Annotated in this window: 10 protein-coding genes; 2 read left to right on the forward strand and 8 right to left on the reverse strand. The window is 62.0% G+C overall.

The window, feature by feature from the left end:
• The first annotated feature begins 314 nt into the window (after positions 1 to 314).
• Positions 315 to 2075 (forward strand): molecular chaperone, encoded by a 1761-nt coding sequence (locus ACODTO_RS11325; RefSeq protein ID WP_489106435.1) that lies wholly within the window; start codon positions 315 to 317, stop codon positions 2073 to 2075.
• A 73-nt stretch (positions 2076 to 2148) separates the two neighbouring features.
• Here the strand turns inward: ACODTO_RS11325 and serB are convergent, their stop codons facing one another.
• Complete coding sequence (serB, locus tag ACODTO_RS11330) at positions 2149 to 3363, reverse strand: phosphoserine phosphatase SerB (protein ID WP_041022088.1); 1215 nt, start codon at positions 3361 to 3363, stop codon at positions 2149 to 2151.
• 133 nt (positions 3364 to 3496) lie between these two features.
• Here serB and ACODTO_RS11335 point away from each other — a divergent pair, with 133 nt between their 5' ends.
• Entirely contained in the window at positions 3497 to 5011 is a 1515-nt protein-coding gene (locus ACODTO_RS11335) for an AhpA/YtjB family protein (RefSeq protein ID WP_041022087.1), read from the forward strand.
• 253 nt (positions 5012 to 5264) lie between these two features.
• Here ACODTO_RS11335 and ACODTO_RS11340 read toward each other — a convergent pair whose 3' ends face one another.
• The 7 genes from ACODTO_RS11340 to cpdA form a co-directional block, all read right to left on the reverse strand.
• A complete protein-coding gene (locus tag ACODTO_RS11340; RefSeq protein WP_139646786.1) occupies positions 5265 to 5975 on the reverse strand; it encodes a PqiC family protein in 711 nt (236 codons plus the stop codon).
• Between the two features lie 179 nt (positions 5976 to 6154).
• Positions 6155 to 8419, reverse strand: a complete 2265-nt coding sequence (gene parC, locus ACODTO_RS11345) for a DNA topoisomerase IV subunit A (RefSeq protein WP_041022085.1) — start codon at positions 8417 to 8419, stop codon at positions 6155 to 6157.
• Positions 8420 to 8503: 84 nt separating this feature from the next.
• Positions 8504 to 9490: an esterase-like activity of phytase family protein gene (locus ACODTO_RS11350; protein ID WP_139646788.1), complete on the reverse strand. Its 987-nt coding sequence runs from the start codon at positions 9488 to 9490 to the stop codon at positions 8504 to 8506.
• Positions 9490 to 11394: a DNA topoisomerase IV subunit B gene (gene parE, locus ACODTO_RS11355; protein ID WP_139646790.1), complete on the reverse strand. Its 1905-nt coding sequence runs from the start codon at positions 11392 to 11394 to the stop codon at positions 9490 to 9492. Before parE ends, ACODTO_RS11350 begins: the two co-directional genes overlap by 1 nt.
• Positions 11395 to 11436: 42 nt before the next feature.
• Entirely contained in the window at positions 11437 to 12045 is a 609-nt protein-coding gene (locus ACODTO_RS11360) for a YqiA/YcfP family alpha/beta fold hydrolase (protein WP_047700387.1), read from the reverse strand.
• A 501-nt stretch (positions 12046 to 12546) separates the two neighbouring features.
• Complete coding sequence (locus ACODTO_RS11365) at positions 12547 to 12903, reverse strand: DUF6124 family protein (RefSeq protein WP_489106436.1); 357 nt, start codon at positions 12901 to 12903, stop codon at positions 12547 to 12549.
• Positions 12904 to 13789: 886 nt separating this feature from the next.
• Complete coding sequence (cpdA, locus tag ACODTO_RS11370; RefSeq protein WP_139646792.1) at positions 13790 to 14605, reverse strand: 3',5'-cyclic-AMP phosphodiesterase; 816 nt, start codon at positions 14603 to 14605, stop codon at positions 13790 to 13792.
• Positions 14606 to 14623: the final 18 nt, after the last annotated feature.

Below are 14623 nucleotides of genomic sequence, written 5' to 3' on the forward strand. Positions count from 1 at the left end.
TCAGCCTTGATCCCCTGTGGGAGCGGGCCTGCTCGTGATAGCGTCAGGTCAGTCACTTCCATACCGACTGATCCGCCATCATCGCGAGCAGGCTCGCTCCCACAATTGTTTCGTGGCGCTTGCGGGTCGTCTGTTCAGCCTTGATCCCCTGTGGGAGCGAGCCTGCTCGCGATAGCGTCAGGCCAGTCACCTCTGTAATAACTGATCCACCGCCCTCGCGAGTAAGCCCGCTCCTACAGATCGGGCACTTCTTTCGGCCACACCTGCTAGAGTTGGAAACATCCTTTTCATTTCCAGCCGGAGCCGTCCACGGCATGAATGAGACCAGCCCTCTCCCACTGTTGCGCGTTTCCACTCCGACGCAATCACGCCTGTCGTTCTGCGAGGCTACGCCACGGGATCTCAAGCGCTGGATTGCCAACTTGCCCAAGGCCAACATCGGCGAAACGGCTCGCCTGTTGTACCAGGCCATCGGCGAACTCAACCTGCTGCTCACCCCCAGCGAGAATCGCCTGCAACTGCTCGAACTGCTGCGACCCGAGGTGTATTACGTCTGCAAGCACCTGGAGCGGCACTTCCTGCAACAGGCCATCGTGCTCGATGAGCGCTCGCGCAAGATCGTCAACCTGTGCCAGGCGCTGCAAAGTCACCTGGCAATGGGCTACAAGCAGATCGTGGCGCGCATCGCACCGAAGTTCACCAAGGACCAGGCCCGCCTGCTGAGCACCGCACTGCAACGGGCGATACATGCCCTCAACGGTCCGCTGCTGCGCGCCACCGAGTTGTACAGCCCGGTGCCGGAAGGTCTATGGCTCGATCTGCACCAGTTGTACCGGATCGCCTGCCAGTACCGGTTGCAACACCAGAGTATCAGCGACGACTTGGTCAGCCAGGTCCAGCAACTGAGCGCCGAGCAAACCTACGTCGCGGCCCTGCTGCTGGGCGCAGCACGCAGCAACCAGCTGCGTCAGGGGCAGATCGCACGACTGGCCGAAGTGCTGGAAGCCTGGAGCCAGCGGATCAAGCTGGACCCGCCCAGCACCGCCGCCAGCCTGTTCGCCGTTGCGCCGGAGCTGGATGTCGGGCCGCGCTACCGTTCCAAGTTCAGGGCCGAGCAACAACCGGGCCTGCTGGGTGTCGACCTCGAACCGCTGGTGCGCGCGATCACCACTCATCTGGAGCGGCCTGCCGAGCACACCCTGCCGGTACCTGGCGGCATGAGCACCGATACTTTGCAGCATCTGCAAGCCGCCTGGGGTGAAGCCGTCGAACGCAGCTTCCAGCGCACCGAAGGCAATGGCACGTTGACCATTTGCGTAGGCATGAGTGCATTGCACTACTACCTAGGCGGCGAACGCTCCTTCAGCGAAATCCTGAAGGCCCCCGTCACCCGCAAGGCCCGCTTCGAAGCCTCGACCAGCAAGACCAACGATACCTGGAAGCAAGCCTTCGATGCCGCACCCACGGGGGACAGCGACATGCTGCCCTACGAAGAGATCGAATACCCGGTCAACCCGGCCGACGAAGAGGGTGGAGGGTCGGATAACCAGCATCACTTTCCCACCTACGAACTGCCAATCGTCAATCACAGCCCCGGCGGTTACTGCCTGGGCTGGCCGAAAGATGTACCGGAACAACTTCAGGCCGGGGAAATGATCGGCATTCGGGACACCAATGATCAAGCCTGGAGTGTCGCGGTGGTACGCTGGATCCGCCAGGTTCGCGGCGGCGCCATGCAGATGGGCATCGAGCTGGTCGCCCCCTATGCCCAGCCTTGCGGCGTGCAATTGCTCCGGGAGAAGAACGAATCCAGCCATTACCTGCGAGGGTTATTGTTGCCGGAGATCAGCGCCATCGAACTTCCCGCGACCATGATCGCCCCGCGCCTACCGTTCCAGGAAGGTCAGCAGGTCCTGATCAACACCAACGGCCGGGAACTCAGGGCGGGCCTGGACAGGCGGGTGACCAGCACCCACAGCTTCAACCAGTTTGCCTATCATCAGGAGGATGCCGGCCCCACCGGGGGTGGCGGTGATCAGGAAGGGGATTTCGATTCGTTGTGGAAGTCGCTTTAACAGACAACCAAGCAACCCTGTGGCGAGGGGATTTATCCCCTCACCACAAAAGAAAGAAGTCACAGGCCCTGGTTCAGAGCTGCCCGTCGCGATCCCTGAAACCGAGCAGGTACAACACCCCATCCAGCCCCAGGGTGGAGATCGCCTGCCTGGCCGATTGCTTGACCAGCGGCTTGGCCCGGAATGCCACGCCCAGGCCCGCTATCGCCAGCATCGGCAGGTCGTTGGCACCGTCACCCACGGCGATGGTCTGCTCCAGGCGCAGGCCTTCTTTTTCGGCCAGTTCCCGTAGCAAGTCCGCTTTGCGCTGGGCATCGACGATAGGTTCGACGGCCACGCCGGTGACCTTGCCGTCCACCACTTCCAGCTCGTTGGCGAACACGTAGTCGATGCCGAGCTTGGCCTGCAACTGCTTGGCGAAGTAGGTAAAGCCACCGGACAGGATCGCCGTCTTGTAGCCCAGGCGCTTGAGTTCGGCGAACAAAGTTTCGGCACCTTCCGTCAGACGCAGGGAGGCGCCGATGGCGTCCAGCACGCTGACGTCCAGGCCTTGCAGCAACGCCAGGCGCTCCTTGAAACTGGCGCGGAAATCCAGCTCGCCGGCCATGGCCCGCTCGGTGATGGCCGACACCTTGTCGCCCACGCCGGCAGCCTTGGCCAACTCATCAATGACTTCGGCTTCGATCAAGGTCGAATCCATGTCGAACACCGCCAGGCGCCGGTTACGCCGGAACAGCGAGTCTTCCTGGAATGCGATGTCGACGTTCAGTTCCTGGGCCACGCTCAGGAACTCGGCACGCAACGCCTGGGGATCAGCCGGCTCGCCGCGCACGGAAAACTCGATGCAACCCTTGCCCTTGTCCGCCGGGGTGTCCAGCGGCATGCGCCCGGACAAGCGGTCGATATGATCGATGTTCAGGCCGTATTGGGCGGTGATCGAACTGACGCGCTGCAACTGCTCGGCGGTGACCTTGCGGGTCAACAGGGTAACGATGTGACGCTTCTTGCCCTGGCCAGCCACCCAGTGCTGGTAGTCCGCTTCGGACACCGGCGTGAAACGGACCTGTTGATCAAGCTTGTAAGCGGTGAACAGGATGTCTTTGAGCACCGACTTGCTCTGTTCGGCGTCCGGGATTTCAACCAGGATGCCAAACGACAGCGTGTCGTGGATCACCGCCTGACCGATGTCGAGAATGTTCACACCACCCTGGGCCAGAACGCCGGTAATGGCCGCAGTCAGACCCGGACGGTCGCTGCCAGTGATGTTTATCAGGACGATTTCGCGCAAGGCGCACCCCCGCAGGTGGAAAAAAACCGCATTCTACCCACTTTCAGTGACCATCGGGCACCGCCAGTGCTTTGCCGGTCATGGGGCTGTCGCTATACTGCGCGTCAATTTCACGGACAAAGAGCCGAGCTCAGTGAACCGGCCCACGCCAGTCAAAACCGACAACTTCTTCCTGCTGATCTTCCGTGCACTGCGCCATCGTCGCGTGCCGATTGCATTGCGCATTGCCAGCCATAACGTGATCCTGGTCGCCCTGGCCCTGGTCATCTATGCCTGTGTAATGGGCCTGCAATTCAAGCAGGCGATGCACGAGCAGGCCGATGCCCTGGGGGAAAGCCTGACCACCCAGACCGCCACGTCCGCCACCGAGCTGCTGGTGTCCAACGACATCCTCAGCCTCAACGTGCTGCTCAACAACCTGACCAAGAACAAGCTGGTGGCCCACGCCGCCATCTACAGCGTGGACAACCGCATCCTCGCCGAGGCCGGCCAGCGTCCCAAGCCGGGCCTGCTGGGCGAGTCCGGCGGCATGTACCAGAGCAAGATCACCTTCCAGGACGTGACCGCCGGACAACTGCGCATCAGCCTGGACATGGACCAGTTCCAGCAACCGATGACCATCAGCCTGCAAAGCATGGGCATCCTCAGCGCGATACTGCTGGCACTGGCGCTGGCCTTGAGCCTGCGCCTGGGGCGGCACCTCTCCACGCCACTCCTGCAGCTACGGGTCTGGCTGCGAGACATCGACGAACACACCCCGGCCACCCAGCGCCAGGACGAAATCGGCGATCTGGCTCGGCAGCTGCACGCCAGCTTCGCGCCGGAACCTGCGCCCGTGCCGGAGCCCGAGGACATCGACTACGTCGACGATGAGGCCGAACCGGAGTTCGAGGTGCGCAACCTGCGCGATCCCGGTTTCGACGAAAGCCAGCCGATGCCGACGTCCAGGCCCGCGCCTCGCCATGTGGTACGGGCGGTTGAAGACGAAGAAGATGACGACGCCTTCGCCGACCTGCGGGACGAGTCGATTGCCGGGCAACCGCAACCGCTCGCCAGGCCTGCCGCCTCGAACCAGCCACAACACAGCGCCGTGCTGGCCGTGCAATTGGGCGCCCAGGACCAACTGCGTCGCCTGCCCCAGGCCCGCCTGAAGGAACTGCTCGAACGCTACCGCGATTGCCTCGACCAGGCCGCCTCGCTCTACCAGGGCGAGTTGCACACCCTGAACGACGGCAGCACCCTGATGCTGTTCCATACCGAAGACAGCGGCGACGATTATCTGACCAACGCCATTTGCTGCGGTGAACTGCTGCGGGCCCTGGGTCATCAATTACAGATCGAAGTCGCCGACAGCGGCATCACCCTGCAACTGCAATTGGGCCTGACCCTGGGCGACGGCCTGTTCGGCCTGAGCCAGATCGACCTGCTGCTGACCGAAACCGCCCAGGACGCCCTGGCCTTGTCGCAACACAGCCGCAACCTGCTGCTGGTGGAGCGCAAGATCAACGACGATGCCCTGATTCGCCAGCGCACCCGCATCCGCCCCATCGCCAGCCCCGAAGGCGCATGCTGCGTGGAGCGCTTGATGGAGCCGTACCCTTCGATGCTGGAGCGGCAGCTGGCGCGCATGCATGAGCGCCAGGCCTGAGTCCCGATCGCTGGAATGACTAAGCCCGCAGATGAGTGATTGTCTGCGGGCTTTTTTGTGGCCTTCGCTGGCCTCATCGCGAGCAGGCTCGCTCCCACAAGGACAGCGCTGAACCTGTGAGGGATATCTGTGGTTCTGGACCTGTGGGAGCGAGCCTGCTCGCGATGAGGCCAGCCCAGGCGCCAAAGTTCTATCCCGCAGAAACAACAAAGCCCGCATCAATGCGGGCTTTGTCTTGCATCCAGTCTGGTGATCAGAACCTGAACACTTCCATGTCGGTACGAATCGGCAAGGCCATCGGGATCTTTGGCGACTTCTCCGGTTCCACAGGCTTGGCCTGGGCAGGTGCCGACTTGCGCGGTGCGGCCTCGACCAGCGGAGGCTGGTTGGCCAATGGTTTGAGCGCGACAGACAGCTGCTCGGCCAAACGCTGCAGCAGAACGCCCTGAGCCTGGACCTGTGCAGCAGTACCGCCGGTATGTTGCTCCTGCAGATGAACGATGCGGTTCTCACGAACTTTGCCGCGACGGTCGATCAACCGCCATTGGGCATCGAGCACCGCCGGTTGCGCTTCGCCCGAATCCAGGCGGGTGATCGACAGCAGCACCTGGACATCCGGGGTGAAACCCTGGGTGGCCGGTGCCAATACCACGCGCTGGCTGTCCAGGTGCCCGGCCACTTGGCGCAGCAGCAACTGGTCGATGTCCGAGGAGAGGCTGCCGGCCCAGCGACCGTCAGTGGCAGCCTGCAGGCTACCGTCAGGTTGGCGTTGCAGCAGGGTTTCGCGTTGCAGGTAGTCGGCGATCGACACCGGGCCCAGCAATACAGCCATGCCTGTGCTTTGCGCAGGTTGGGCCGGGTTGCCACTGTCGAGCTGATACAGCGACACTGGTTGATGGACGCTGCAACCCGCCAGGCCAAGCAGGCCGGCGAGCCATAGAATAGGAAGGCGCAGAGCAGTCATCGTTCCATCCAGGTGGCGGCCACAAGGCTTACCACAGTGAAAAAGTACTCGGTCATTATGAAGAACGCTCGGCCACGCCGGCGCTTGAAAGGGCCTATCATCCGTGAATATGCGTTCCGACTCCAGCGCGAAAGCATCGATCTGCGGCTTTTAATCGCAGACCGAGCTGTCTAGCACGCTTAATTGAGGTTTTCGACGAGCAGTGCATCGACCCGCTGAAAACCCCTTGGAAGCTTGTTGCCCCGCCGACCACGTTCACCTTTGTAATGCTCAAGATCGTCTGCTTTGAGTGAGAGCGTACGCTTTCCAGCTTGCAGCACAAGCGTGGCACCCTCCGGCAACACTGCAATATCCGTGACATATTCCTCACGGCTGGCGACCCGTTCGCCGGAAATTCCGATGATCTTATTCCCTTTACCTTTACCTAATTGTGGCAGATCGCTGATTTTGAACACCAGCAGCCTCCCTTCGGTCGTCACCGAAGCCAGCCAGTTGTTATCGCGGTCGAAGACCGGGCGCGGCGCAATGACCTTGGCGTTGTTTGGCAGGCTCAACAGTGCCTTGCCCGCCTTGTTCTTGGCTTGCAGATCCTCACCCTTGACGACGAACCCGTAGCCGGCGTCCGACGCAATAACGTACAGCCCGTCATCATCAGGCATCAGCACGCACTCAAAAGTTGCACCCGGTGGTGGCGTCAGACGACCGGTCAGCGGTTCTCCCTGGCCGCGAGCCGATGGCAGGGTATGAGCCGCCACCGAATAACTGCGCCCGGTGGAGTCGATAAACACCGCAAACTGGTTCGAGCGCCCCGGTGCCAGAGCCTTGAAACCGTCCCCGGCCTTGTAGGAAAGCCCTGCTGCGTCGATGTCGTGACCCTTTGCAGAGCGCACCCAGCCTTTTTCCGACAGCACGACGGTCACTTTCTCGTTCGGCAGCAGATCGTGTTCGCTGAGTGCCTTGGCTTCGGCACGTTCCACGATTGGCGAACGACGGTCGTCGCCATAGGTTTCGGCGTCCTTGAGCAGCTCGGTGCGCACCAGCTTCTTGAGCTTGGCCTCGCTACCCAGCAAGGCGAGCAGCTTGGCCTGTTCCTTGAGCAATTCATCCTGCTCGGCACGCAATTTCATCTCTTCCAGCCGCGCCAATTGCCGCAGGCGGGTGTCGAGGATGTAGTCGGCCTGGATTTCACTCAAGGCAAAGCGCTCGATCAGGCTCGCCTTCGGATGCTCCTCGGTGCGGATGATGTGGATCACTTCGTCCAGGTTGAGGTAAGCAATCAGCAAACCGTCCAACAGGTGCAGGCGCCGCTCGACCTTGTCCAAGCGGAACTGCAGACGTCTGCGCACCGTTTTGACACGGAACTCCAGCCATTCCACCAGCAACGCCCGCAGGTTCTTCAACTGCGGCTTGCCGTCCAAGCCAATGATGTTGATGTTGACCCGGTAGCTAGACTCCAGATCGGTGCTGGCGAACAGGTGCTGCATCAAAGCGTCGTGGTCGACCCGGCTGTTGACTGGAATGATCACGATGCGGCATGGGTTCTCGTGGTCCGACTCGTCACGCAAGTCGGCCACTTGCGGCGCTTTCGACGGTTTTGCCTGCATCATCGCGGCAATCTGCTCCAGAACCTTGGCCCCGGAGACCTGGTGTGGCAGCGCGGTGACGATGATGTCGCCGTCTTCGATGTGATACACGGCGCGCATGCGCACCGAACCGCGGCCGCTCTCGTAGATTTTCAGCAAATCGGCGCGCGGGGTGATGATTTCCGCTTCGGTCGGATAGTCCGGGCCCTGGATGTGCTCGCAGAGCTGCTCCACCGTGGCTTTCGGCTCGTCCAGCAGACGCACGCACGCCGTGGCCACTTCCCGCAGGTTGTGGGGCGGTACGTCAGTGGCCATGCCCACGGCGATGCCGGTGGTACCATTGAGGAGGATATTCGGCAAACGTGCCGGCAAAACCAGAGGTTCATCGAGGGTGCCATCGAAGTTCGGCCCCCAGTCCGCCGTGCCCTGACCCAGCTCGCTGAGCAGCACCTCGGAATAACGCGACAGCCGCGCCTCGGTGTAACGCATGGCCGCGAACGACTTGGGATCGTCTGGCGCCCCCCAGTTACCCTGGCCATCCACCAAGGTGTAGCGGTAGCTGAACGGCTGGGCCATCAGCACCATGGCTTCGTAGCAGGCCGAATCGCCGTGGGGGTGGAACTTGCCGAGCACGTCACCGACGGTCCGCGCCGACTTCTTGTGCTTGGAATCGGCGTCCAGTCCCAACTCACTCATGGCATAGACGATCCGCCGCTGGACCGGCTTCAAGCCGTCGCCAATGTGCGGCAGGGCGCGGTCCATGATCACGTACATGGAGTAATTGAGGTAGGCATTTTCGGTGAAGTCAGCCAGCGATCGGCGCTCTACGCCGTCCAAGCTGTCTGCAAGAATGTCGCTCATGCGGGCCTCATCAGTTCGTTGTCTGGCGCAACGGCATGCTGCCATCGCGCTGGGTAGATTCAAATAGGTTCAGGGGTGGCCGGCTCATGGCGAGGCGCTCCAGCCACCATCGGGTGCAGCGAAGCGCCAGATAATCGGCCGTTCTTCGCCGTCGGCCCGCGGCCCGTCATTGTTGTCCAGGCCAACCCAGGCGCCCTTGGCGTCCACCACCAGGGCCTCGGCCAGCCCGTAGGCCTGGGAATAGCGACGATTGTCCTGCAAGGCCTCGGCGGCAAACGACCAACAGCGCTCGACTTCAGCGGTCTGGGGGTCGCGGCGGCAGATTTGAAAGGCGTTGCGCTCCAGGGTGAACAGCTTGCCGTCGAACAGGGACAGGTCGGCAAAATCCCGAGATACCGCCTTGGCATTGGGAAACTGCGCTGGCTGCATTTCCTGCCCGGCTTCGCTCAACAGCACACAATGACCGTCACAGTCCCACACCGTTTGCTGACGCTTGATCAACAGCACACCACGTCGCTCCCGTTCCGCCGCCAGCCACAGCCGGTCGCCGGCCGGGTTCACCGCCAGGCCTTCAAACAATGCATTGAAATGCAGCAACATACCGCTGGCACGGGCCTCGCGGATCATTGTCGGCGCAATCTTCAACCAGGACACTTCGCCCAGCGGCGGCACCTGCAGCACGGCGGCATGGGATTCGCTGACCACATAGCGATTGCCAGCGCTGTCGCAGCTGATGCCTTCGAAATCCAGCTCGCCACCGCGCAGGAACGACGCCGCCCAGGTACGCGACCTCAGCCCCCAGGGCAAACCGCTGTCCGGCGCCTGCGGCACGTCGATGATCAACGCCTGGGCAGGCCAGGCCCCATCACCGGAGGTGTCGAGGCGATAAATGCGGTCATCGTCGCGATCCGACACCGTCCACATCTCATCGCCGCAGAGGGCCAGCCCGGACAGATTGCCGCCGCGCATGCCGTCGACAGCGTGCTCGGACAGCAACTTCAATTCCGGTGCAGGCCCAGCGAACACGGCCCCCGCCCACAGCAACAGCGCCAGGGCGAAACCGTTGCGCATCAGGCCAACACCTCGGCCAGATCGCCCTTGGACTCGAGCCAGGACTTGCGATCGCCGGCACGTTTCTTCGCCAGCAGCATGTCCATCATTTCCGACGTCGCGGCGAAATCGTCCAGGGTCAGCTGTACCAGGCGACGGGTGTTCGGGTCCATGGTGGTTTCGCGCAGCTGCGGCGGGTTCATCTCGCCCAGACCCTTGAATCGGGTGACCTGTGGCTTGCCGCGCTTCTTCTCGGCCACCAACCGGTCAAGGATGCCGTCTCGCTCGGCCTCGTCCAAGGCGTAGTAGATTTCCTTGCCCAAATCGATGCGATACAGCGGCGGCATCGCGACGTAGACGTGACCGGCGTCCACCAGCGGACGGAAATGCTGGACGAACAAGGCGCACAGCAAGGTGGCGATGTGCAGGCCGTCGGAGTCGGCGTCAGCGAGGATGCAGATCTTGCCGTAACGCAACTGGCTCATGTCCTCCGCGCCCGGATCGACCCCGATGGCCACGGCGATGTTGTGCACTTCCTGGCTGGCCAGTACTTCGCTGCCGTCCACTTCCCAGGTGTTGAGGATCTTGCCCCGCAACGGCAGGATCGCCTGGAATTCCTTGTCTCGAGCCTGCTTGGCCGAGCCACCGGCAGAATCACCTTCCACCAGGAACAGCTCGGAACGCATAGGGTCCTGCCCCGCGCAATCGGCGAGCTTGCCCGGCAACGCCGGCCCCTGGGTGATGCGCTTGCGCTCGACCTTCTTGCTGGCCTTGAGACGACGGCCGGCGTTGCTGATCGCCAACTCCGCCAGGGCCAGACCGGTTTCCGGGTTGGCATTGAGCCACAGGCTGAACGCATCCTTGACCACACCGGACACAAACGCCGCCGCTTCACGGGACGACAAGCGCTCCTTGGTTTGCCCGGAGAACTGCGGCTCCTGCATCTTCATCGACAGCACGAAGGCAATGCGCTCCCACACGTCCTCCGGCGCCAGCTTCACTCCACGGGGCAGCAGGTTGCGGAATTCGCAGAACTCACGCATCGCATCGAGCAGGCCCTGGCGCAACCCGTTGACGTGGGTACCGCCCTGGGCCGTGGGAATCAGGTTGACGTAGCTTTCCTGGACGCTCTCGCCCCCCTCGGGCAACCACAACAGCGCCCAGTCGACCGCCTCTTTGTTGCCGGCCAGGCTGCCGCAGAACGGTTCGTCGGGCAGGCGCTCAAAACCACTGACCGCGTCCACCAGGTAAGAGCGCAGGCCATCTTCGTAATGCCACTCGACTTTCTCGCCGGTGGCCTTGTCCTCGAAGCTGACCGACAGCCCCGGGCACAACACGGCCTTGGCCTTGAGCACATGCTTGAGGCGGCTGACGGAAAATTTCGGTGAGTCGAAATACTTCGGATCCGGCGCGAAATACACGCTGGTGCCGGTGTTGCGCTTGCCGACGCTGCCGACCACTTCCAGCTCGGTGGCCTTATAGCCGTCGGCGAACGTCATCTGGTATTCGTTGCCGTCACGCTTGACCCGCACCCGAACCTGGGTCGACAAGGCGTTGACCACGGAAATACCCACCCCGTGCAGACCGCCGGAGAACTGGTAGTTCTTGTTGGAAAACTTACCGCCCGCGTGGAGCTTGGTGAGAATCAGCTCGACGCCCGACACCCCCTCTTCGGGGTGAATGTCCACCGGCATGCCACGGCCGTCATCGCTGACCTCCAGCGAATGGTCGGCGTGCAGGATGACCTGCACCGATTTGGCGTGCCCGGCCAAGGCTTCGTCGACACTGTTGTCGATGACTTCCTGGGCGAGGTGGTTCGGCCGACTGGTGTCGGTGTACATGCCGGGACGCTTGCGCACCGGGTCGAGGCCCGAGAGGACTTCGATGGCGTCTGCGTTATAGGAGCTAGCGCTGGGAGTGGCCATGGGGTCTCGTCGTCAGTGTTCGAATGAAAAAGGGGCGATGGCTCACAGCGAGGTGAAGTCGATCGCCTGGTACAAATCGGCGCCAATGCCGGCAAAACTCAACAGCGCCGGCAACTGTTGGGCAAACCCCTGGAAACTGTGGTCGCCGCCGGCCTGGATGCGCAAGGCACAGGCACGGTAGTACTGCTGGGCGTGGCGATAATCCAGCGTTTCGTCACCGGTTTGCAACCATACCTGATACCGCTGTGGATCCTGGGGCGCCGGCACTTCCAATGCAGCCAGGGCCGTGACGTGATCGTGGGTCAATTCCCAGGTTTCATCGGTGTATAAATTCTTTTGCGTGCCCAGGTAGCCGTCGAACATCCGATGGGGGCTGACCGCAGGGTTGATCAACAGCGCCTTGAGGCCGTGGCGCTCGGCCAAGTGAGTCGCATAGTAGCCGCCGAGCGAGCTGCCGACCAGCAGCGGCCGTCCCAGTTGTGCAATTGCCTGTTCCAATTGGGCCATGGCTTCGCGGGGGTGGTGGTGCAGGGCTGGCACCTGCAGCTGATCGCCCAGGCCCAGGCGGGTCATCACGTCGATGAGTTGACGGGCCTTGGTTGAGGCTGGGGCGCTGTTGAAGCCGTGGATGTAGAGGATCGAAGCCGACATGCCAACTCCCTGGGTTTGAGGGCAAAGGCCGGAGTTTACAGGGAGATTGGGGGACATGCGTTCCGTAGCGATGGATTTATCCCAGCTTTTTGTGGGAGCGAGCCTGCTCGCGATGGCGGCCTTATTGGGTACATATCCATTGCTGCGGTAACGGCCTTACTGGGTACATATCCATTGCTGCGGTAACGGCCTTACTGGGTACATATCCATTGCTGCGGTAACGGCCACTTAGGGTTCCGCCCTTACGGCGGGTTACTTTTGGCAAACGCCCCAAAAGTAACCAAAAAGTCTGTGCCCCACCACTCGGCACCTCGCCTACGCTCGGTGTGCCCTCACTCCGGCATTGCTCCGTGGGCCCGCCGCGAAGGGCCATCCATGGCCCAGCGCGGCTAACCCGGCATCCATGCCGGGTTACCCACTACACAATGCCTGCGTTCGGCCAGCGTGGTTAATGGGGCGTTCAAGATCAAAAGCAAAAGCAAAAGCTAAAGGTTGTCTGGCCTATCGGGGATCGACGACGTCCAGCGCTCGGTTTGCCAGCAATTCACTGAGTTCGACCATCTGCTGGACGCCGAAGGCTATATGCCGGTTGGAGCCTTCGAGGTTGAAGGCCAGGTCGCTGAGCATCGCATTGGCCGAGGCCAGGGTTTCGCTGAGGTTGGCCAGGAGGGTTTCGCTGTCCAGGTCTTCGACGACGGTGAATAGCTGGCCGGGGGATGGTTTCTTTTTGGCCTGGGGTTCTGGGGCGAGGTAGAAGTTGAGGGCGCGTTCGGCGGCTTCGTCGAGTTTTTTGGCGTCGAGGCCGGTGTGGGGTGCGGTGGGATCGGTTTTTGGGGGATTGGGGGTAACTTTGAACATGGTGAGGCTCCCTTATGTAGTGGAACCGCCATTTCCCGTTTCCAGGCGAGAGGGTGGCAGCTATGCGCGGGCTGGAAAACCGGAGTGCGGAGCAAACCCGGCAGACTCGAAAGTCTCCCGCGCACAGCCGCCATGAAGCAGAACTGCACACGCAAAAAAGCGATGCAGTATCTCATGTGGCGCGCTGTTGCATCCTCACTTATCGGGTTTCCAGGCCCGGTCGCTGAATTGCAGCGACCGAAAAAGGTTAGCGAGTCCCCTTCCCACCCGGCAACCGCCAGAGATCGTCGGAAAAATCTGCCTGGACGTCCGACCATTCCCACAGATTTAGGTCGGCAGTAAAGCAGCCATCGCGAGCAGGCTCGCTCCCACAGTGGGACGAGGTATGGCCCAAGAGACAGGTCGGCCTTCAGGACGCCTTCGCGGGCAAGCCCGCTCCCACAGGGGACCAAGGTCAGCCGCAAGAACAGGCCGGCCACAAGGCCGCCTCGCCGTTGCTTTTGCTTTTGCTTTTGCTTTTGCTTTTGCTTTTGATCTTTGGGCCCCGTTAACCACGACGGCCGAACGCAGGTATTGCGTAGTGGGCAACCCGGCATGGATGCCGGGTTAGCCGCGCTGGGCCATGGATGGCCCTTCGCGGCGGGCCCACGGAGCAATGCCGGAGTGAGGGAACACCTCGCCTTGGCGAGGTGCCGAGTGGTGGGGCCAAGCCTTTTTGGTTACTTTTGGCTGGGCCGGCATTCCGGGCGTTTGCCAAAAGTAACCCGCCGTAAGGGCGGAACCCTAAGTAGCCGTTACCGCAGCAACGGATATGTACCCAGCCCAGTAAGGCCGCCATCGCGAGCAGGCTCGCTCCCACAATTGGATCAGCGTACAGCCTCAGCCTTCAATACCCCTCAGCCCCATAATCAACCACAAACTCAAACCCAACCACCCGCTCAACCCCCGTCTCCAACCGCCCATCCGGCAGAAGCCGCAACCACCGATACCCCGGCGCCTGCTCACCCACCGCAAAATCCACAGACCCAGGCTCAAACTGAATACAGGTAGAAGGCGAAGCCAACAAACGCACCCCCTCACGCACCTGATCGACCTCCTGGTGCACATGCCCCCAAAGCACCCCCCGCACCTGCGGAAACCGATCCAACACCGCAAACAGCGCATCTGGATTGCGCAACCCAATGGGCGCCATCCACTCACACCCGATCGACACCGGATGATGATGCAGACACACCAGATGATGCCGCTCCGGCGCCTCGCTCAAAGCATTGGCCAACAGGATCAACTGCTCCGGCGCCAGGAACCCCGGCACCGAACCCGGCACCGCAGAGTCCAGCAGGGTGATGCGCCAATTCCCGATGTCGACCACAGGATCGAGCAGCATGCTCTGGACCGCTGCCTGGAGCATCACCTGCGGCTCATCATGGTTACCCGGAATCCAACGCGCCGGCGCATCGATCCGAGCGCTCATCTGGTGGAAGGCTTCATAGGATTGCAGCGTCCCGTCCTGGGACAAATCCCCGGTGGCAAGCATCAGGTCGATGTTCGGCTGCTGCTTCAGGACCAGGTCAATGACCGCCCGCAGGCTGTCGCGGGTGTTCATGCCCAGCAGCGAGCCGTCGGCCTCGGCGAACAGGTGGCTGTCGGACAGTTGGACCAGCAACACCGGATCGGCGGCGGTCAGGGTGGATACGCTCGGCAAATCGCTCGCTCCCAGGCG

The organism is Pseudomonas sp. FG13, assembly GCF_057809755.1.